Origin of the sequence: Secundilactobacillus malefermentans (genome assembly GCF_008033155.1) — a bacterium.
Classification (GTDB): domain Bacteria; phylum Bacillota; class Bacilli; order Lactobacillales; family Lactobacillaceae; genus Secundilactobacillus; species Secundilactobacillus malefermentans.
On record NZ_CP042371.1, the window covers coordinates 1,350,948 to 1,372,109 of the forward strand.

Annotated in this window: 19 protein-coding genes; 10 read left to right on the forward strand and 9 right to left on the reverse strand. The window is 40.3% G+C overall.

The annotated features are described in order from the left end of the window. Nucleotides 1–2: 2 nt before the first annotated feature. From FGL90_RS06525 to FGL90_RS06540, 4 genes are all read right to left on the reverse strand, one after another. On the reverse strand, nt 3–326 hold the full coding sequence (locus FGL90_RS06525) for a DUF1048 domain-containing protein (RefSeq protein WP_147657410.1): 324 nt from the start codon (nt 324–326) through the stop codon (nt 3–5). Next, nucleotides 316–648 (reverse strand): PadR family transcriptional regulator, encoded by a 333-nt coding sequence (locus FGL90_RS06530; RefSeq protein ID WP_010620171.1) that lies wholly within the window; start codon nt 646–648, stop codon nt 316–318. The genes FGL90_RS06525 and FGL90_RS06530 overlap by 11 nt, the downstream gene beginning before the upstream one ends. A 133-nt stretch (nt 649–781) precedes the next feature. Then, the gene (locus FGL90_RS06535) at nt 782–2,203 is read right to left on the reverse strand and encodes a DHA2 family efflux MFS transporter permease subunit (RefSeq protein ID WP_147657411.1); all 1,422 of its coding nucleotides are present in this window, start codon (nt 2,201–2,203) and stop codon (nt 782–784) included. 186 nt (nt 2,204–2,389) lie between these two features. Continuing rightward, the gene (locus tag FGL90_RS06540) at nt 2,390–2,854 is read right to left on the reverse strand and encodes a MerR family transcriptional regulator (RefSeq protein WP_147657413.1); all 465 of its coding nucleotides are present in this window, start codon (nt 2,852–2,854) and stop codon (nt 2,390–2,392) included. Between the two features lie 147 nt (nt 2,855–3,001). On the opposite strand from FGL90_RS06540, the gene FGL90_RS06545 reads away from it, so the two are divergent. Next, nucleotides 3,002–4,504, forward strand: coding sequence for an MDR family MFS transporter (locus FGL90_RS06545; protein WP_147657415.1), 1,503 nt, complete (start codon nt 3,002–3,004; stop codon nt 4,502–4,504). Then, nucleotides 4,504–5,244, forward strand: coding sequence for a DUF4811 domain-containing protein (locus tag FGL90_RS06550; RefSeq protein ID WP_010620167.1), 741 nt, complete (start codon nt 4,504–4,506; stop codon nt 5,242–5,244). The genes FGL90_RS06545 and FGL90_RS06550 overlap by 1 nt, the downstream gene beginning before the upstream one ends. Before the next feature lie 68 nt (nt 5,245–5,312). Here FGL90_RS06550 and FGL90_RS06555 read toward each other — a convergent pair whose 3' ends face one another. After that, a complete protein-coding gene (locus FGL90_RS06555) occupies nt 5,313–5,678 on the reverse strand; it encodes a hypothetical protein (RefSeq protein ID WP_029327574.1) in 366 nt (121 codons plus the stop codon). 248 nt (nt 5,679–5,926) lie between these two features. Here FGL90_RS06555 and FGL90_RS06560 point away from each other — a divergent pair, with 248 nt between their 5' ends. Next, entirely contained in the window at nt 5,927–9,121 is a 3,195-nt protein-coding gene (locus tag FGL90_RS06560; RefSeq protein ID WP_147657417.1) for a YhgE/Pip family protein, read from the forward strand. A 108-nt stretch (nt 9,122–9,229) separates the two neighbouring features. Continuing rightward, nucleotides 9,230–10,489 carry a chloride channel protein gene (locus FGL90_RS06565; RefSeq protein WP_147657419.1) on the forward strand — a complete coding sequence of 420 codons (1,260 nt, stop codon included), beginning with the start codon at nt 9,230–9,232 and terminating at the stop codon, nt 10,487–10,489. 42 nt (nt 10,490–10,531) lie between these two features. Here FGL90_RS06565 and FGL90_RS06570 read toward each other — a convergent pair whose 3' ends face one another. Beyond that, nucleotides 10,532–11,296 carry an SDR family oxidoreductase gene (locus tag FGL90_RS06570; protein ID WP_147657421.1) on the reverse strand — a complete coding sequence of 255 codons (765 nt, stop codon included), beginning with the start codon at nt 11,294–11,296 and terminating at the stop codon, nt 10,532–10,534. Nucleotides 11,297–11,503: 207 nt separating this feature from the next. Between FGL90_RS06570 and FGL90_RS06575 the strand changes: the two genes are divergently transcribed. Both FGL90_RS06575 and FGL90_RS06580 read left to right on the forward strand, forming a co-directional pair. Then, on the forward strand, nt 11,504–11,956 hold the full coding sequence (locus tag FGL90_RS06575) for an alcohol dehydrogenase (protein ID WP_147657423.1): 453 nt from the start codon (nt 11,504–11,506) through the stop codon (nt 11,954–11,956). A 150-nt stretch (nt 11,957–12,106) separates the two neighbouring features. Further along, nucleotides 12,107–13,213 carry a hypothetical protein gene (locus FGL90_RS06580; RefSeq protein ID WP_147657424.1) on the forward strand — a complete coding sequence of 369 codons (1,107 nt, stop codon included), beginning with the start codon at nt 12,107–12,109 and terminating at the stop codon, nt 13,211–13,213. 50 nt (nt 13,214–13,263) lie between these two features. Here the strand turns inward: FGL90_RS06580 and FGL90_RS06585 are convergent, their stop codons facing one another. Beyond that, a complete protein-coding gene (locus tag FGL90_RS06585; protein WP_147657426.1) occupies nt 13,264–14,307 on the reverse strand; it encodes an SGNH/GDSL hydrolase family protein in 1,044 nt (347 codons plus the stop codon). Between the two features lie 326 nt (nt 14,308–14,633). On the opposite strand from FGL90_RS06585, the gene FGL90_RS06590 reads away from it, so the two are divergent. Next, nucleotides 14,634–15,917, forward strand: coding sequence for an ISL3 family transposase (locus tag FGL90_RS06590; RefSeq protein ID WP_125547835.1), 1,284 nt, complete (start codon nt 14,634–14,636; stop codon nt 15,915–15,917). A 50-nt stretch (nt 15,918–15,967) separates the two neighbouring features. On the opposite strand, the gene FGL90_RS06595 is transcribed toward FGL90_RS06590, so the two are convergent. Then, complete coding sequence (locus FGL90_RS06595; protein ID WP_147657428.1) at nt 15,968–16,348, reverse strand: aggregation-promoting factor C-terminal-like domain-containing protein; 381 nt, start codon at nt 16,346–16,348, stop codon at nt 15,968–15,970. Nucleotides 16,349–16,680: 332 nt separating this feature from the next. Then, nucleotides 16,681–17,505: a TDT family transporter gene (locus tag FGL90_RS06600; protein ID WP_147657430.1), complete on the reverse strand. Its 825-nt coding sequence runs from the start codon at nt 17,503–17,505 to the stop codon at nt 16,681–16,683. A 93-nt stretch (nt 17,506–17,598) separates the two neighbouring features. Between FGL90_RS06600 and FGL90_RS06605 the strand changes: the two genes are divergently transcribed. From FGL90_RS06605 to FGL90_RS06615, 3 genes are all read left to right on the forward strand, one after another. Further along, a complete protein-coding gene (locus FGL90_RS06605; protein ID WP_010620157.1) occupies nt 17,599–17,967 on the forward strand; it encodes an iron-sulfur cluster biosynthesis family protein in 369 nt (122 codons plus the stop codon). 396 nt (nt 17,968–18,363) lie between these two features. Continuing rightward, nucleotides 18,364–19,968 carry a peptide ABC transporter substrate-binding protein gene (locus tag FGL90_RS06610; RefSeq protein ID WP_147657432.1) on the forward strand — a complete coding sequence of 535 codons (1,605 nt, stop codon included), beginning with the start codon at nt 18,364–18,366 and terminating at the stop codon, nt 19,966–19,968. Nucleotides 19,969–20,205: 237 nt separating this feature from the next. Beyond that, a complete protein-coding gene (locus tag FGL90_RS06615; RefSeq protein WP_010620155.1) occupies nt 20,206–20,823 on the forward strand; it encodes a DUF1648 domain-containing protein in 618 nt (205 codons plus the stop codon). Nucleotides 20,824–21,162: the final 339 nt, after the last annotated feature.

Consider the following 21,162-nt stretch of genomic DNA (forward strand, 5'->3'; position numbering starts at 1 on the left):
AATTATCCCCGATTTTTATATGATGTGCGTAACTGATTGCGTTGTTTATTCAGCCAAGTTTCTTCAGGATTATCTGCCAAAATTGCGTCCGCAAATTCAGCGATGTCCTCGCCAACGACGAACTCAACGGGTGACCCATCGGCAACGGCATTTTCAAACATTTCTAACACTGAAATTAAGATGGCCATCATTCCGTCGCCCCTGGCCCAATTCCAAAAGTATTTTTCTAACGCCTTCATTGTGGCCTGATAATCATTTGGTAGTGCAGAAATTCGAGCTTTGTAGTCCCGATACTCCCGCTTTTGCTGTTTAAATTTATTGAACATGATTGTCCTCCTTTAAGTGGGTCATTTGCTGATCCAGGAACTCCCAATTTTGCCAAAAAGTTTCCAATGTTTTTTGACCCGCTGCGTTCAGACTGTAGAACTTACGAGCGGGGCCCTTCGTCGATTTCTTTTTTTCAACGGTGACGAGTTGGTTCTTTTCTAATCGCATTAAAATGGTATAAACGGTTCCTTCTACCAGATCTTCAAACCCGTGTTGATTTAATTCCTTTGTAATTTCGTACCCATAAGTTTCGCCCCCACTAATGATTTGGAGCACGATTCCTTCAAGTACGCCTTTTAACATCTCCGTCGAGATTTTCATGGTTGTCGCCTCACTACTTCGTAATAATTAGTACCACTACATAGTAAAACTAAGTAGTGGCGATGTCAAGCGGTTAAATTTAGACAAAAAAAAGCAGCTATTCCGTAGAATAGCTGCTGCAAATAGAATCATATTAATCAGTCTTTTTATCCTTAATCGTAAATGAAACCACGAAGGCAATTACTGCTAATGCAAGTGGGAATAGTAACCCATAGTGAACCCCATTTGTGAAAGCAGTTCTCGAGGTGTTGGCTGCAGTAGAGGCTGCTTGGCCAAGACCTAGTAAACTTGTGGCAACGGCTGTTGAGACAGCACCGATAATTTGTTGAAAGGTATTCATGATGGTGCTACCATCTCCAGCGGTTTGTTGATCCAACGCATTTAAGCCATAAGTTTGAGTTGGTGACATTGCTAATGGAGCTCCGACCATGATGACGATATGAGCTAAAATAACGTACCAAATTGCTGAATTTTTAGTCGTAAAGAATAGCATTGCTAAACCAATAATGACAATCAAGAATCCCAAGATTGCGGGCTTCTTGGCACCACCGTTGTCGTAAAGTCGTCCAGAAAAGGCTGATACGACGGCATTGACAACACCACCGGGAAGCATGACGACCCCGGTTAAGGCAACTGCAATGGCTAATCCATTTTGCCAGAACATTGGAAGTAAGTACATTGATGATAAGATAATCCCAAAATCTAACATAACGAGGATGGAACCAATTCTAAACTGTGGACGGTTGTAAACGTGGAAGTTTAGGATTGGGGCATCTGAATGTAATTGTCTGCGAATGTAGAAGAACAGTACAATTAAAGCCACAATCAATGTAACAAGAACGTTCGCTGATCCCCAACCGTAATCAGTGGACATGCTAACGGCGACAACGAGGCCTCCAAATCCAACGGTTGATAATAGGATGGATAGAATATCAATTTTAGGCTTCGTTAACTTCGCTACATTTGGTAAGTAACGAATTGCGAAGAACAAGGCAACAAGTAAAAATGGGATAAATAACCAGAAAATCCATTCCCATGAGAGCACCCCAAGGACAATTCCGGCCAATGTAGGACCAATGGCTGGGGCAAACATGATAACTAATCCAATCATTCCCATTGCGGATCCAAGTTTATAGGGCGGGTAGATTAACGTGGCCACTGTAAACATGAGTGGCAGAATTAATCCGGTAGCGATACCCTGAATCATTCGACCAATTAAAAGAATGGTAAAAGAAGGTGCTAACGCCGAGATTGCGGCACCAACAATAAAGTCGCATAAAGCAAAAATAATTAGACTACGGGTTGAAAACCACTTAGTCAATAAACTTGAGAGCGGTAGGACAATCCCGATAACGAGCATGTAACCAGTCACTAACCACTGAACCGTTCCAACACTGACGTGCAATTGGGTCATCAAGTTTGGTAAAGCAATGTTAAGTGACGTTTCACTTAACATCCCAACAAAGCCTCCAATTAACATGCCGAACATGGCCAGGAATGGATGTTTTACAGAAACCGCAGCTTGTGCAGCTCCATTTTGAGCATTTTCAGACATATAAATTCAAACTCCTTCGTAAATAATTTAAATTGTTCAGACAAATGGTTATTTTACAACTTATTATGGATGCTCGTAAGATAAATTTATTAGTTACGGTAAAGTAAGCGCTTTAATAAAGGAAAAGGGTCTTATTCCATGAAAAAACTCGCCAGAATAGCTGACGAGTTTTTCATTTAATTAAAATTAGTTTCCATAAACGTTTGTCAAAATTAACCTTGTTGGGGAGTCTTCCTTGAGAATAGCGACAATGTGCTTGCCTTCTGCACCCTCAACTTCGCCTAAATCGACTTCATATTGGTCGTCTACCCGTTTAATACCACTTAGTCGATCGCTAATTATTTTTCGGGTTGCTTGCGCCACCTTACTGTGTTGTTCTGCTTTTTCGACTGCCTTGCCTAGGGTGTAACCTGATTCTAAATACGATTCAATTAAGCTGACCTTAGCCAGCGTGAAGTAGGAATATTTGCGATGTTTCCCTTCTTCAGATCCTGAACTAGGTTGAATGTACTCTTTTTCCTCCCAGTAACGAAGCTTGCGCTGAGAGACACCCGTAGCATTAGCAATGTCGCCAATTCCTAAGGAGAAACCGCTATGTTTTAAGATGCTCTTAACGCGTCGAATGAAGTCGTTGTCATTTATATCGTTCATGATAATACCCTTTCCTAAAACTCTTCCTTTGTAAGTCTATTCAACATTGATTATAACTTTTCTGACATATTTGTCAATTTAATTGACAAAGATTAAAAGGCGGTCTATAGTTGATTAGACATTTAAGTATAGAAGGGAAGCCTCACATTGAATCAAGCAATAGATACAAACGGTAAAAGCTATAGCCGTACATGGTTAGTTGTCCTTCTTTTAGTCGGAACGTTCTGCACGGTTTTAAATCAGACGATTTTAACAACCGCATTTCCAACTTTAATGAAGTCATTTGACGTTACGACGTCAACAGTTCAATGGTTGACCACTGGATTTATGTTGGTTAACGGAATTATGATTCCAATTAGTGCCTGGTTAACATCCAGACTTAATTCAAAAGTTTTATATGAAAGTGCAATGATTATTTTCTTAATTGGAACAATTACTTGTTACATGGCGCCTAACTTTGGAGTTTTGCTAACAGGTCGTCTCATTCAAGCACTTGGTGTTGGGGTTACAATGCCATTGCTTCAGACGTTAATGCTATCAATTTTCCCAGCTGCTAGTCGTGGGACTGCAATGGGGTTAGCGGGATTAGTTATTGGGGTTGCACCCGCTATTGGACCGACACTTTCAGGTTGGGTAATTGATAATTACCAATGGCGTGATTTATTTGGAATGATTATTCCAATCGTGGCAATCGTTATTATTGCTGGTTTTTGGCTGATGAAGAGTGTTTTACCAACTAAGAAATCTGTATTAGATTGGCTTTCAGCCGCACTGTCAACAATTGGGTTTGGTTCCTTGCTCTATGGCTTCTCTGAAGTTGGAACAAAGGGTTGGGATGATCCAATTGTGATCACCGGACTTGTTGTTGGGGTTATCTTCATCCTCTTATTTGGTTGGAGACAATTAACCATGAAAGAACCATTCTTGGATTTACGTGTTTTAAAGAACCGTGAATTTTCAGTTTCAGCTCTGTTAAGCTCCGTTTCAATGATGGCCATGGTTGGAGTTGAAATACTCTTACCACTTTACCTTCAGATAGTTCGTGGTGATTCAGCTTTCGAGTCTGGATTAACACTATTACCAGGAGCACTTATGATGGGTGTATTGAGTCCATTTACTGGCCGGATTTTTGACCGAATTGGTGCCAAACGGTTAGCCATCACAGGAATGTTCTTACTTCTGGCTGGTACTATTCCATTTGCCTTTATCACGAAGACGACACCAGTACCTTACCTTATCACTTTATATGCAGTTCGGATGGCCGGAATTGCCATGGCAATGATGCCAACGACAACTGCCGGGATGAACGCACTACCACTTAGAATGATGAGTAATGGGACTGCCGTTAATAATACATTGAGACAGGTTGCTTCGTCTGTTGGGACTGCTATCTTAATCAGTATTTCAACAAACGTTTCGAAGAGCAATACACCAGGGAAATCACTATTAAAATCAGACCCATTGTCATACAAGAGTGGCATATTTAATGGTATTCTTGATGGTTATCATGCTGCATTCTGGGCTGCTATTCTCTTCTGTATCGTTGGGTTCATTGTCGCATTCTTCATTAGTGGTCGTAGTCCTCGATCAATGAAGGTTTCAGTCGATGAAGGTGCTGACAAGTCAACAACTGCAAGGGGTGAAGCATAATGATTATTGCCAGTGTTGTTCTATTTGCAATTTTATTGTTCCTCTCAATGACGATGATCGATCGCGGAAATCTGCGGATAATCTTAGCACTTATATTTGGTGCGCTCACTGTTGTTTCGATGATGTTCATGACCTTTAACGATGCCAACCACTATGGCATGCATAAAGTTACCAAAACTGAAACATCAGATTTGATTTCAGTTTCACCATCAAAACAAATGAAAATGTTGCTTTATCAAAACGTTGGTACCTCTGGCAAAGAAAAGGTCTACGTTTACAAGACTCATCAAAGTCAGAAAAAGGCTTCGACCACTAATCCTGATCCTAAGAAAGCCAGCAACAGAGTTAAAACTGTATCAGGAACGCCAACACTTGTTACTAAAACAACCCGTTGGGAGTTCAACAGTAAAGCCTCTAAAGTTTGGTTTAATGCTTCAGGCTACGGTCACAAGTTAGTTAAACGTGAAAATACATTTAACATTAACAAAGACTGGATGGTCCTAAGCTCTACCCAAGCCAAAAAGCTTCAAAAACTCGTTAAGGCTAATCAAGCCAAAATGAAGACTGAAGCAAAGGCCTACGTAACTGCGCAAGTTAAAAAGTCAGTGACGGCCGCAATGACCAAGGATCCGACAATGTCTTCTACCGAACAAGCAAAAATTACCAAACAGGCAACTGCGAAAGCAACTGCCGATTATCAAAAACAAGCAATGGCTAAAATTATTGCTCAAGTTAAATAATAAATAAGTTGTTAATTAAAAAGGGGCGCCACTAACTAGATAATTTCTAGTTAGTGGCGCTCCTTTTGCTAAACAGCTTTGTACCATGGTTGTAATTTTGAAATTAATTGAATAACGCTGAGAAGCGACTCTTTGGCTTCTTTGTACGCTGGCATTTGATGGCCAAATTTTTCATTGAAGCCAGATAACCCATCGGCCACAAAGGCATATTCATATTGATAAACATTTTCATAAGCTGTCGCAAATTGTTTAAGTAATTCGTGATTTTCGCCATCGCTAAGCTGAAGCGCCATTTCAATTACTCGGAAATCCGTGTAGCCCAATTCAAACTGAATTGCCACCGCTCGAATGAATTCGTGTTGATTTTGAATGTGTTGGAAATGATGATCCGTGGTCCAAGCCAAGTTTTCTAATGATTTCTTAACATCCATCATTGTCATCTTAATTCCTCCTTGTATTATATGAATGGAATTTTTTGGATTTGTTTCTTAATTGCAGCGCAATTATATCGCAAATGTAAGCGATTTACTTTATATTTGGTTTGAACATTTGACTTATCAATTTAGTATATGGCATTTACAAACTATTTCAAGTAGGCCTATAATAAACGACGCGTGTAAAAGCGCATTTTATTTCTGCACTTAGTTAAGGGCATGCACTAATTTGAGAGGGAAGTGTTTTTTTGAAAAAGGGAAGCGTACTGAAGGTAACAGCAATTATTGCGGCAGTTATTTTGCCGGTCATCGTGATTGTTTTATTTCTTCAGTCAGTATGGAATCCGTTTGGGAATACCGACAAGCTGCCAATCGCAGTTGTTAACAATGATCAAGCGGTTAATTATCAGGGGAAAAAGATGGCCGTTGGAAAGCAAATGGTCAATAAATTAAAGAACAATAATGGACTGGATTGGCACTTTGTTTCTGCCAAACAAGCCAAGCAGGGGATGGCAAAAAATAAATACTACACCGTTGTTACCATCCCAACGGATTTTTCTAAAAAAGCCACAACGGTAACAAATAAGAATCCACAGGCAATGAATCTTCATTACCAGACCAATGACTCAATGAACTACATTGCTAAAATTATGAGTGAAGTTGGTTTAGGCCAAGTGAACTCGCAAATTCGTTCAGCAGTCACCAAAACATACGCGTTAACGATGTTTGATCAGATTCATTCAGCTGGGAAGGGCTTTTCAACTGCCGCAAAGGGCGTTACCCAGGCTAAAGATGGGACCGTCACTTTGGCAGATGGCCTAAAGGCGTACACAACTGGCGTTCATACACTAAGCGATGGCACCCAGACACTGAAAACGAGTGTGTCAGCTTTGCCAAGTGGCATTCAAAAACTGACGACGGGGTCAAAGACGCTTAATGAAGGTCTGAAGAAATTGAATAGCAAGACGCCGGCGTTGGCGAGTGGAGTTAAGAAGCTAGCTAATGGTTCTCAGACTTTAACAAATGGAGTCGATGAATTAAACGGAAAAGCTAAAACGTTAAAGTCAGGCACCAACAAACTCTATGATGGAAGCCAACAAGTTACGAGCGGGCTAAAGACACTCAATGGTAAAACTGGAGATTTGGCTGCAGGTGTAGTGAAGTTGAAGAATGGGGCTAAAGCTGAATTGACTGGTGTTGTGACCTACACGAATGGGGTTTACCAGGTCAATTTAGGATTGAAGCAACTGTCAGGTAAGACGGGAGATTTGGTGGACGGTGTTAATCAGCTGACTGATGGCGATAATACGCTAAATAGTAGACTTAAAGATTATACAGATGGTGTTGCTACAGTTAATTCTAATGTAAACACTTTGGCAACTAAGACTGCCGATTTACCAACTCAAGTTCAAACAATGTCGAATGGTGTGGACAGCATAGGTAAGCTAGTAGAACTAGTAGAAAAAATTAAAACAGGAGATAAAGATAATACGAGTAGTCCAAGTAGTGCAGATGTTTCGACCAATTTGAAACATTTGAGTGATTCTATCTCAGATTTAGACAATGCCATTAGTACCTTACCAAATAATAATACAGAAGTACTAAATTCAAAATTAGCTAACTTTTCTAAAATCTCAAAGGCAGCGACGGCAGTCACCAGTGATGTTTCATCAATTAGTCATAATACTGATGATGAATCATCTACAAGTTCTGCTGCACCTGCAGATGGTGGTATGACACAAAGTGAAATAGACGCCAGAATTAATTCAGTTGCTTCCACTACAAATATGACGGCCGAACAAAAAGAAGCTATGCAAAAAGGGCTTTCAGGAGCAGGGACAACTGATAGTTCGAAGGCGTCAACCACATCCGCAAAGGAAAATAAAATTGATACTGCAGATTTAGTAGGTGATGCTAATACATTACAGAAAATCTTGAAAGTGACTAAATATTCCGAAGAGTTAGACAATACGAAAGTAGCAACTATTTCAGAGGTCAAAACTGATTTAGCTAATGTTGAAAACCAATTAAAATTAGTTAACAGTTCGAATACCCTTTCAAATTCTTATGTATCAATGATTTCACTTGGGATTAACAAAATACAAAATGGTACAGATTCATCCGTTGGGGGGCTAACTGCTTTCAGCGGAAAAGCAGCATTACTTGCTGACAGTATCAGCGAGCTCTCCAAAGGGACTCAGCAGCTCTATTCTAAGAACACTGCACTTCTTGACGGCTCAAATCAAGTTAACAATGGGTTAATCTCCATGCAGAGTCAGTTACCTGCTTTAACAAGTGGCATTCAACAGCTACTCGATGGAAACCAACAATTAACTGATAACTCAGCTTCACTAGTTGATGGTTCTACTCAGATTTCAGACGGATTAACCACTTTGAACTCACAAGTGCCAACATTAACTAGTGGCGTATCGAAGTTGTACCAAGGATCGAGCCAGGTATCAACAGGTCTTGGAACGATGAATGGCCAAATGCCAGCGTTGACTTCTGGTGTTTCTCAACTAGCTGGTGGCGCCCAACAATTATCCTCCGGTCTCGTCGTTCTCAACGGTCAAGTTCCCACCCTTGTTAGTGGGGTAACCCAATTAACAAGTGGCTCAGGACAGCTATATGGTGGCCTATCACTACTAAATGGTAAGACAGGTGCGCTAATGAGCGGCGTTAATCAGCTTAGCGATGGTGCAGGCAAATTAGATGCCAACTCATCTAAACTGACTAGTGGTACTTCTAAATTAGTGGCTGGGGATAAAAAGCTCGTTTCAGGGCTATCCGCTGGTGCTAAGAAAGTTAACGCCACACCGCTGACTTCAAAAACAGCTAAGATGTTTGCTGCACCAACTAGTTTGAAACATGATAATTATAGTTATGTTCCGAACTTTGGCTATGCGATTGCACCTTTCATTGTTGCATTAATTAGCCTGCTTGGAACAAGTGTTATTGTTGCGACATTTGCTTGGCTCAATAAGTTGCGCGATCGCCGTTCCATCCTTGAACTGCTCGGATTAGTTGGGGCACAAGCAATTGTAATGACGGGCATCTTAAACCTCATATTGACGCAGATTGATCATCCACTAGAATTCATGATGTTTAGTACACTTGCTGCGTTATTAACGGCAATTGTCGAGACAATTTTCTACCAGTGGATTGGCAAATGGATCTTCATTCTAATTGGCGCAATTGCAGGCTTGGATATTTGCCTATCTAATGATATCTATCCAACGCAAACGATTGGTCGATTAAACGATACCATTGGGCAATATTTCCCAATGCATTTCTTGAATTTAGTTCTACGTCAAACGTTTACTTCAGGAATTGATATCAATTTACCGTCACTTTTGATTATTTTATTCTGTGTCACGGTATTCGGGGGGATGATTTTAACCTTCATGATGAAGCCACTGACGCCCAATACAATAGAAGATTAGCAACAAAGGAATACTCCGAAAGAATTATTTTCGGGGTATTTTTATGATTTTTTCGGCCAATTATGGTTAAATGGTAAGCGGACGTTTTAGAGAGGAATTTAGAGTTAAATGACAAAAAAAGTTTTGCTGTTTATGTACGGCCTGTGTTTGAGTGCCATTGCAGGAATTCTAATCAGCTTGTTTTACACCCTTCAAAGCTACCTAATCGACTTATTTTGGCCGGGAGAACTTAGCCGCCCACTTGTTAATGCACTAATTTTGATTGTCATTGCGGTGGTAATCTTAGTAACCCGGCGTAAATTCGGTCAGTTACCCCGAAATTTTAGTAACGTCATGGTCGAAATTCGTAAAACTGGGACTGCGGATTATCGCTTTTTACCCTTACAATTGATCATTCCCGCCATCATTTTAGTGAGTGGAACTAGTTTAGGGCCGGAAGCGACTTTGGTGAGTTCTACGGTTCTATTCGGCATCTGGATTGGTGACAAATTGAGATATGTGGAAGCGAACTACGACCGATTGACGCTGGCAAATTGGAAAACGGTGCTGACTGTCTTAGCGACACCGCATCGATACCTGAATCGCAGGGAGGATACGCCGGAACACCGGGGCATCTTTTTAAACCGAAAATTGATTAAAGTAATCTATTTTATGAATGGAATTTTGTGGTTCTGTATCATCTATAATTTAAGTGGCGAGCCGTCCCTAATCCTTCGAATTGGGACGTCTCATTGGCAACTAGAAGACCTGATTTGGGCACTGCCAATTTTGCTTGTCAGCTATCTCATTGGCCACGTTTATTTGCAGGTAATGATTGAGATTCGAAAAATGATTCAATCCCGATTTTTCCATGAAATTGCGTTGGTGATATTTGGTGGACTGGCGATTTACATTACGAGTTTGCTTGCCCCGGAAATTCTGTTTTCAGGTCAGCATAATTTTCATTTATTCACAACGAGTTGGGCTGGCCACTCCGTTGTGTATCTCATCCTGATTTCATTTAGCAAATTACTGCTGCTAACAATCTGTCTGAATACAGGTTGGGTAGGCGGTGATATTTTTCCCGTCTTGTTTGCATCAACGGTTCAGGGTCTCGCCATTAGTCGACTGTTGCCGGGAATGGATCAGACTTATATCGTGGTTCTCATTGCAATCGGACTGGCGACGGCCATCCTTGAATCACCCCTTTTGGTGGGGAGCTTGATGGCAATCATGTTTGCACCGGTATCCTTGTTCCCAGTGGTTGTTGGGGCTACGGCCATCCTAATGTTTGTCAGATTTTTGGAAAAACGCTATGTCAAATATGCGCCAACCGTTTTTGATCAAATGAGTAATTGGCTGCAAATCATAAATGTATTCAAAAAATAAAAGCATTCTCCGCGGAGAATGCTTTTTTGATCAAATTTTTAACTAATAAGCTGTCCAGCCACCATCAACCGGCAAAATGGCACCGTTGATGTACTTTGCTTTGTCTGAAACTAAGAAGAGAGCCGCTTCGGCTATATCACCAGCATCGCCAGGGGCTGGCGAAGTTGGCATCCCGACTGATTGACGGCCCATGCCAAACTCATCAATGCCCTTCATGGATTCCACAATATTGGTTGCAATTCCACCTGGGGTGATGGCATTTGTTCGAATCCCTTCGTTCTGATACATGTAAGCAGTATTTTTTGTCAATCCAACGACGGCATGTTTTGAAGCTGTGTAGGTTGCACCAGAAGCACCGCCCATCACACCACCGGCTGATGCGATATTTAAAATCACACCATGCTTTTGAGGTAAGAAAATTTGAGCGGCTTTTCTGGAGGCCATCATGACGGAAGTGGTGTTAACGGCAATCACTTTGTTCCACATCTCATCAGTTACGTTGCCGATTGCGGCCATATTATCCATAATGCCAGCATTGTTAACGAGAATATCAACTTTTCCAAACGTCTCGGTTGCGGTATCAAACATTTTATTAATGTCCGCTTCAACTGAAACGTCCACTTTGACGGTTGCGACGGAACCGTTCTTATCTGTAATATCTTTGGAAACTTCAGCTAATCGCTCTTCATTTAAATCAGCAGCGACGATACTAGCGCCTTCGCTTGCGAATAGCTCAGCCATGGCCTTTCCCATTCCGGAGGCAGCCCCCGTAATAATTGCAACTTTACCTTTCAATTGATCTGACATAAAATAAGCTCCTTAAAGTTATTGTTAACGTTTTCACAAGTCAATAGTACGATATTTTAATGATTGAGTCAAAATATTAATAATAAAGTTTGTGAAAATCCTTTACCTTAATAATTGAAAGGACCATACTTAGGTCAGGGAGTTAATTCAAATTTTGATTGATGGGAGCGGTCAAAGTCTGTAACACTTATTGTTGGAGGTAATATTATGAGTGCAAGAATAGACTTAACTGGACAGAAATTTGGGCGACTAACTGTGATCGAACCACATGGTCATTCCAAAAACGGAAACCAGCGATGGCTTTGTCAGTGTAAATGCGGCAACATGAAGGTTGTCGATGGGTATCGATTACGGCACGGCACAACGTTGAGCTGTGGTTGCTTACGAAATGAAGTTTCGCGCTACCATCTATTAACGAATGAAAAAACGAGAGAACAAATTGGCCGCATTGAAAGTTTGAAGTCAACTTGGCACCCCAAGAGTACTGATCTAAGGTCAGCTAATAAAAGTGGGGTCACCGGTGTTAACTTTGATACATTTCAGAACAAGTGGATTGCCCGTTTGTATTGGAAGGGCAGTTACCGGTTGAATCGGAGTTTTCGTAATAAAGGAGACGCAATTCAGGCACGGTTAGACTGTGAAAAACAATATTTAGATTAATTATGAAAAAGCCCTGATTGGGGCTTTTTTATTACAATCATATTTCGAATTATGGGGAAGCCTTGTCGTGTTAAACAATTACTTTATAATTGAGTATAACGTTAAGAATTAATAAATAAATTGGTAGGAAATGATAGAGTGAGGATGGACATGAATAAGGGTGTTGTACTAGTAATGACGTTTTTGATGGCCTTTGGTTTAATGGGAGAAACCGGGGTCAATGCAAAGGTCAAAACGTATCGTCAAAAATCGAGCGCGTTAACGGGATACGGTAATACGCGAAAGTTGAACAATAAAAAAGTTCACTTTGTAAAGGTTCCCAAAAAGTATAGTCATATTTCAAATAAAGCGACAAATAGAACGGTTTATTCGACGCGTGGTAATAAAGTAAATTTCATTTCTAATTACTTATTGCCTTATCCTGGTAAAAATAATCAGCGTTGGGGAAATCCGCAGTCTATTGCAATTTCAAAATCGGGCTTCATGTACATATTGTATTGCCCAACGAATACAAAGAATCGGGGACGAATTGTCCGATATAACCTAACAAAATTGAATGCATTGGGCGTTCAAAAACATCGATCTACTTTTCAAAAGACCTTTGTAAAGGTTAATGGGAAATACTCGGCAACCAAATTAGCCTATCAAAATGCAATCAAAGTGGGACCACTTTTCAATACAGGACACGGCCAATCGCTTGCTTATAATCGGAAAAATCACGGGTTATACATGTGGATTGATAATGAAAAAACGGCTCGTGTTCCGGTCAGCAAGTGGGGTTATATTGCCCACATTAGTGCAAAGTCATTAAAACCGGATCGTAAAATTCGATTCAAATTATCGCGTAATGGAACTTGGATACCTGGTGGCCATAATTTAACGTTTGATAATTCCGGAAATGCCTATTTTTGGACGAATCCTGGAAGTGGCGCCAACGTCTTTAAGGGGAAAATACACCATAGCAAGGTCAAGTTTCGCCGGACGAAGCAAATCTTAAAGCATCTGCCTGGAACCCGTTTGCAAGGAATGGGGTACAATCCGGTGCGTCACCGATTGATGCTGGTTTCGGACGATTCGCTCGCCAGTTTTCCAACGAGCAAATTGGTTGGTAAGGGCCATTTAACGAATGGTAGTTTTAATTGGTCAGCTTTTGCTCCCAAGCGTGAATTCGAAGGGGTGGCTTATGGAAATAGTTCTAGAGCCTATTTGTTAGTCAATCATAATCCGGAAGTGTTGGTTTCCGATAGAAGTTACTAAAGAAAAGGACCAGTCAAAGCATTTTGCTTTGGCTGGTCCTGTTTTTATTTCTATTTATAATTTTTTTCGATAAACCTAGCTGCGTCATGGCCAAGGTACTGATCAGTTTTCGCTGCAGGATGAAGAACGTGGTCTCGTAAGGTCGTTTTACGGTTTGCAGCGGTAATCAAATTAGGATCTAGTTTTTGAAAATCAATCACAGCGATGTGGTTCTTTTTATACAGCTTTCGTTCCGCTGCTTTCAGCTGATTAAAAGTATAGCCACCCGACATTTTGATGTGGTCTGCAGGCTCTCCACTTCCTTTTTGGAAACGAGAAAGTGGTAATATCCCATATATTTTGAGTTTGGGATTGCTGGATTTAATGGTTGTGATGTTTTTTTGCAATTCAGTCATGACTTCTTTTAATGAATACTCACTGTGGGCATAGTCATTCGTGCCATACTGAATTGTCATCATATTGTACTTCTTGAAATCCTGTCGATGCATGATTTGTGGCATATCCCGATTTTGACTGCCTAAAATTTTACCACTCGAAATGGCCATGTTGGTTGGAACTTGGCTTGCAGTCATTGAGATTCCGAGATATTTAGCCATCCAGGTTGGATAGTTTGAGTTGATGTAATTGACGGCACCACTCCAGCCGTGAGGAATTGAATCCCCCATGTAGGCTAATTTAATCTTTTTAAATCGAGACCCAGCGGCTTTATCTGCAATTTTAAAACCGGCACTTGTAATGGGTTTTAAATTACCATTCCAAGTCCAGTAGCTGTGTTTGCCGTTAGCGGAAGTGATTTGAGCGTAGTGAGCCTTTTTTTGCGTGTTGCCGCTCGTTTTAATAATGATAGCTGTTTTTTTTGAATACCAAGTCGTTTTTGGATATTTTGAGGTGGTTACTTTTGCTTTGCTAAGGCTTGAATTGGTATAAAGAACTTTCCCCTTTGGAACATAGTATGCGTAAGGTTCTGTCACCGTTGTCTTTTCAACGGTTGCATAATTAGTTTTAGGACTTGCAGTGACGCTGGTTGTTACCTCTAGTGATAAAAAAAGTGATGCAGCTAAGACTGCCATTCTTAAATATGGTTGACGATTCAAAATAAATTCCCCCAAGTAATGATATCTGTTCAAGTTTAACGGGCTTTCAGACTGTATGCAAGGAAGAATTTGATTTCCATGATCTTGGCGTCACCGGACTAGCCTGCAGTGCGCGGTTTAATTGGTTTAAAGGCAAAAGAAAACCGCTAGATTTAATAATCTAGCGGCCTTTAATTTCTATAAAATTAATGGTTCTATACTTTTTCCTGTTGATGGATTGCCAGAGTGGTAATCTATTAACAGGATTTTTTTGTAAATTAAAAGCCCACAGGTCCCCATCCAATAAAATCCACCCACTACAGCATCATTAAAGGAGATAAGAACCCATGAACCCTATTGATAATACCATAAAGTTCGTCCTAAGCATAACTGACGAGAACGTTAACTTTTTTGCTTATAAAAGCCAATCTATTAAAAACAAACAATCTAAGATTTACATCGCCAACGTTAAAGTTAACTGTGTGAGATGTCCCCAATGTGGTTTCAATCATCTGAACCATAATGGTCACTACATTGCGCGTACTTCGTACCCGTCAGCCAATGCCAGTGAGCCAGTGTACCTTGAGCTGCATAAGGAACGATTAGTTTGTAAAGACTGTGGTGCTTCAATAATGGCATCCACTAGTCTAGTTGATAAATATTGCAACATTTCGCAAGCCACACGACAGAAAATATTCATGCATTTGCAGGACGACCGGACTCAGGCCAGCATCGCCTTAGATAATTGTGTATCACCAAGTACAATTTGTCGCTATTTAGATAATTACGATGATTTATTCCGCCGGAATTATGATTACTTACCAGAGCATTTAGCGATGGATGAAGTTCGCGGTGTTGGTGGTCAATTACACTTTATCTGTATTAACGGTGCCAGCAACCATGAAATTCAACAAATCTTGCCGGATCGCTATAAAAAAAGCATTATTGAGTACTTTAATAAATTCCATATCAATACCCGAAAACGGGTTCAAACCGTAACTCTGGATCTCAATAGTTACTATAAAGATATCGTTAAGGAAATGTTTCCAAACGCAGAAATTGTCGTTGATCGATTCCACATTATCGCCATGATGACGCGGGCATTCAACCAGACTAGAGTTCAGACAATGAAAAAATATGACAAGAAATCTATCGAATATCGACTGCTTAAGTTCTCATGGAAACTATATTTGAAGCACATTGATGAACTAGAAGTCAGCCAAACTTTCTATGATCGTCATTTACGACAGCAGTTAACTCAACAAGGGCGAGTACAAATGGGGCTTGACACTGATGACACTATTTCGAGCACATACGATGCGCTGCAAGGTATCATGTCCTGTCTTAAAAATCATGACAAAGATGGCATTGTCCACTATCTCTACAAAAATGAAAACCTAAGTTTTCAAATGAAGGAAACACTAAAAACGTTTAAAAGTAATCTGGAAATTGTCTTGAATGCCAGTGAATCTAAGTATTCTAACGGCCCAATTGAAGGTATTAATCGGATGATTAAGCAGATTCAGCGGACTGCGTTTGGATTTAGAAATTTCCATCATTTAATCTCGCGGATCAAACTTCAACAAATGAGAACAAAACCAAATACAAAAACAGAACTAGAAGCCGCTTAGCTTCTAGTTCTGTAAAACTATCTATCAACAGGATTTGACAGAGAGCCAAATTAATACCAGTGGTGACTTAACCAAAAGCTCTTAGCTTTAGTCCATGAACCGTAACGACCGGCGACGTACTTGTTAGCAGTCTTTTCTTGATTTACTTTGGTGTAGTTATAATGGAGGTAACTGCGCAATAACTGGTATCTGCCGTAACAGTTACCGTTCTTAGCGGTATAACTACCACCGGACTCACGCATTGCAATCCACTTCTTGGCTGCTTTATTTTTAGCAGATAGGGTACTATTAATTTTCGTAATTTGTTGTGCGGTAGTTGCTGCTTCAGCAGTTCTAACTGGTTGTGCTTCAGTTGATACGCTGCTTAAACTGCCAAATGCAAATCCAAAAACAGCTAGCAAAACTATGAATCCATTTCGTAATTTTGACATATGTGTATACCCTCTCTATCGGTTGACTAATTGATAACAGCATAACTTAGAAATGTGTCAATCGTGTTAAAGAGTTGTTACTAGCGTGTTAAATAAGGTTACTGTAAACGAATGAAAAAAATAAATAGGAGAAACGAATGGTGTCCTCATAGTGTTTAAAGATATTTTAAAACTGTCATATATCTTATCAATTACTTAAGAAAAAAGCTCAATTATTTTTATTTTCATGGGATGTTTGCCAAATAAATTGCCAATAGCGGACAAAAACAAACGCAATGACGATTGAAATCAAGGCTGTTTCTATTGTTGATAGGTCGGATAAAAAGAGGCTGTTAGGGCCAAACGGATGGGAGCGTCTGCGCAGCAAGTGACAAGGAAGCACCACAGAGTACCAGAGGAAAGGTGAAGGCGGAAAAGCTTGGATAGAATGGACCACGAATAGATTTTTGGATTAAGAATAAGGCTAAAATTAGGTTGGCCTGCGAGAATAGGAGCAGGAAATTAGCTAGAATCAAATTTGGGTGTGGAAAAATCAGCAAGTAATCCTCCAGCGTTAGCGCGGCTGGGGCAGCGATAATCGTGATGAGCGGTAAAGTTGCCTGAGGAAGGTGCTTTACAACAAAAATTCGATAAATCATAGTGGGGAAAAGAATGACGTAACCTAAAAAAGTGAGCCAAAACATAATTTGCCCCAAAAGTGGATTAAAGTTCGCCGAAGTAACCGTGATGACCCCGATTCCGACAAAGGGAATGAGCCAACTTGGATAAACGTTGAATTTTGAAAACTTGGGGATGATGACGAATTTGATTGCAAAGTAGCCAACCAGACTAAGTTCAATCAGGACGGCGAGATACCAAAGGATTGTGACGAATGGGTGGGCACCGCTGATATTGTCCAGATAAGTGCAGGAGACTAAAAGGGCCATTGGGAACGTAGGGGCAACTGCAGCGGTTAGCATGTCCGTTAAGGAATGAAGAACCGATTTTAGTTGTGCCACAATTTTAATGGCCATTATTAATAGTAGAAACATGCCCACACTACCGATGATGTTTCCGACCAAGATATGCGAATTTAATTTGTACAGGTTGCCAAGCGAGACAATTCCAAGAAATAACCCACAGATTGGAATGGGCAACGAAGTCATTATTCTTTTCATTATTTTTCCTTCGGTATAAGCTGTTATAGATTACATTATTACTGTACTAGAGATAGGCTAATAATGTAAATACCTAATAAGAGAGGTAAGAAAATGACTAATTTAAAAATGAGTTCTGATGTTGAAAAAAGGCTCAAGAATCACGGCGCAGATAAAAAGAATATCGTTCTTGATTTTGATGATGGGGTGGGTCCGTACTCTGTGATTGGCGGTTGCGCCCTAGATGGTGGTTTCAAACTATTACTGGTGGGTTCTGAAGTAGGTGATGACTATCAGGTTCAACTGGATTCTCCTCTTGGTAAAATTTGGGTTAAAGATTATTCATACGAGTATTTTGAAAATGAAAATCCGCAATTAAAATTAAGTGGCGCGGGGATGATTCAGCTCACCAATAACAGTGGCGTTGTTGAATCAAATCTGGAAGTTGTTGATGATCCTGAGGTTTCTGAAGGAATCCGTTAATTAAAAATAAGTGAGAGAGGGTGAGACAAAAGGTGGTTTGCTTTTGAGCATAGCCTAGATTAACGAATAATCCTGCACTTGGGATTGTTTGTTGATCGTACTTCGTTTCACTGCGATGTCGATCGGACTAGGTCGAAAATCAACAGTCCGAATCGCAGCTAGGCGGAGAGAGCAGCCTTTTGGAACCCGACTAAGCAAGAATATTCGAAAATAACAGAGGAGCAGGGACAAAACATTTGTTTTGTCCCTGCTCCTCTATTTTTTTATGTTCAGCGCCACAAAAGGGTCTTTAGACTTGCCGTTGACTTTAAAAATTAGCATGCTATACTGATGTTACATTAACTTTTGATTAAATAATTAAATTTTAATGTGTAATATATTTTTGGAGGGATTTTTATGAGATCTAAATACCTGGTTCTTGGGACGACAGTCCTGGCGGGGATGATGTTGGCGGCGTGTGGCAATGGAAGTGCGGCGACAAATAAAGACAAAGCGTTATCGGTTACCTTAGCGAGTGAGCCATTAACGGCGGACCCAAATAAGGCAACCGACACGAACAGTGTAAGTATGATTTACCAAACGATGGAAGGTTTGTACACGTTTGATAAGAATAATAAGCTTATTGCTGGGGTCGCAACCAAAGTGGTTAAACCAACCAACAATGGAAAAACATATACGTTCACACTTAGAAAAAATGCCAAATGGGCGAATGGACAGCAGGTTACAGCACAAGATTTCGTAACTTCGTTTAGACGAACGGTCGATCCGAAAACGAAAGCACAATATGCCAGTAACTATTCAGCGTTTAAGAATTATGATGCTATTCAAAAAGGCAAAAAGAGCCCCAATACATTGGGTGTCAAAGCTTTGAGTAAGACCAAACTCCAAGTTCAGTTAACAGAACGAGTTCCATACTTCAATTACTTAGCAGCAAGCAAATACTTACCTTTGAATTCAGATGCAGTACATAAATATGGTCAGAAGTATGGTACAACCGCAGCAAAAACAATGGCAAACGGTCCCTATAAATTAGTTGGCTGGACCGGGAGCAATTCAGCGTGGAAGTACGTCAAAAATACGAAGTACCGAAATGCAAAAGACGTCAAAATTAAGAAAGTTAATGTTCAGGTAACCAAGGACCAAAATACGGCCGTTAGTTTATTTAAGAGTGACAAAGTTCAAGAAACCACTGTAGCGGGCCAATACGTCCGTCAAAATTCAAATAATAAACAGCTCACGACTCATTTGATTGGGCGATTACAGTACCTGTACTTTAATAATAAGAAGACTGCCTCAAATTCAGAAAATCTTCGGCAAGCAATGTCTTACGTCATCAATCGAAAGACGTTGACCGAAAATGTTCTGCAAGACGGTTCGAAGCCTGCAAAGAGTATGGTCCCTTCAGGCGATCAAACGAACCCGTCAACTGGGGAAGACATGGCCAAAGAAACTGGCAACTTATTACCAACTGACGTTAAAAAGGCCCAAAAATATTGGAAGGCTTATTTGAAGGAGCAAGGTAAATCTAGTGTCACGCTCAGTCTATTGACGGATGACACTGATGAAGATAAACACGTCGGCACCTACCTCCAATCGACTGCTGAAAAATACTTTAAGGGCTTGAAAGTCACAGTCACTTCAATTCCACATGCGCAACACGTTAGTCGCGATTTTGCTGGGACGTTTGAAATGAACCTAACTGGCTGGAGTACAAACTGGTTGGATGCCTATGACTTCTTGGATCTTGCGGGTGAGGACAACACCGTTAACTTCACACAATGGAAGAACGCGACCTTTAATGATTATTTGAACCAGTCGGTGACTCAAACTGGTCAAGCTCGCTACGACACGCTGGTGAAGGCTAACAAACAATTGATGAACGTCAAAGGGTTGGTCCCATTGTATCAACCATCAGAGGCTAAACTGGTCAGCAAGAAGGTTGGTGGACTCAAGTATTCACTACTGAATGAAGCCCAGTATCAGTATGCATACTGGAAGTAAGCAACGGTTATTTATTTTTACCCGTTCGCTACCATAATTTGTTACAATGGAATAGAAATATAAAAGTGGGTGATGGGTCAAACAACCGGATTCAAAACTGCCTTATTTAGGTAAGGCTGGCTGGGTTTAACTGAGTACGATAAAAATCAAAAGCAGGGTAGGCTCTTATGAGAGCTACTCTGCTTTGTTTTTTATAGTATAATTAAGCTATTGACTATAGATATGGGGAGTATATTAATGAAGAAGATCGATTGGAAAATAGTGGTTCTAACAAGTATTGTGAGTTTGCTACCGATTATTTTAGGCTTGGCGCTTTACAGTCAACTACCCGCAACTATCGCAATTCACTTTAATTTAAATAATCAGCCTAATAATTACACCACGAAGCCAATCTTTGTGTTTGGATTTCCAATTGGGATGACGCTTTTTCAAATAATCGTCTGCGTTATCAGTGATTTAGGCAATAAACGGCCAATCTCGAAGGGGCTAATGGCCACGTTTAAAAGTGTGATTCCATTTTTAAGTGTGTTGCTCTACATTGTAACGGTGCTGTTTGCGTTAGGGGTGCCAGTTGATATTCGGCGCATTGTGATGTTACTTTTAGGATTGTTTGCATTACTCCTTGGTATTTTTATCCCCAATAATATGACGGATATCAATGTTAGGAAGGACGCGAAGGTTAGGGCTTTAATGAGAGCGTACCGGTTAATGGGTGTTGCCATGATGATCGGTGGCCTGCTGATGGTCTTGTCGATATTGATGATCCCAATTTATTCAGGGATTTCGATTGGAATCTTTATTATTTTGGTGCTATTGTCGCAGTTTCAAATTTGGCAGCTACAAAAGCGAAAATAAAAATAAAAATTTTGTTGCGCTTGACACACCTGATTTGGCTAAGTATAATCAATTCAACGTTAATTATTAAAAAATAATTTGAAAAGATGAGTAGAAGTTAGTTAATTCCAAAGAGAGCTCCTGATGGTGAAACGGAGTGATGCGACAATTTCGAAGATGGTCTTTTGGTGAGAAAATCGTGAGTGAGTGGCTAAAGGCCATAAGTTCACCTGGTGGTGCCCATTAACGCACACGAGTCTTAGACTCACGGAGATAGTAATTGCGAGGTTACTATAAAGTTAGGTGGTATCACGAAAAGAAAGCTTTTCGTCCTATTGAACAAATGATTTTATTTGTTTA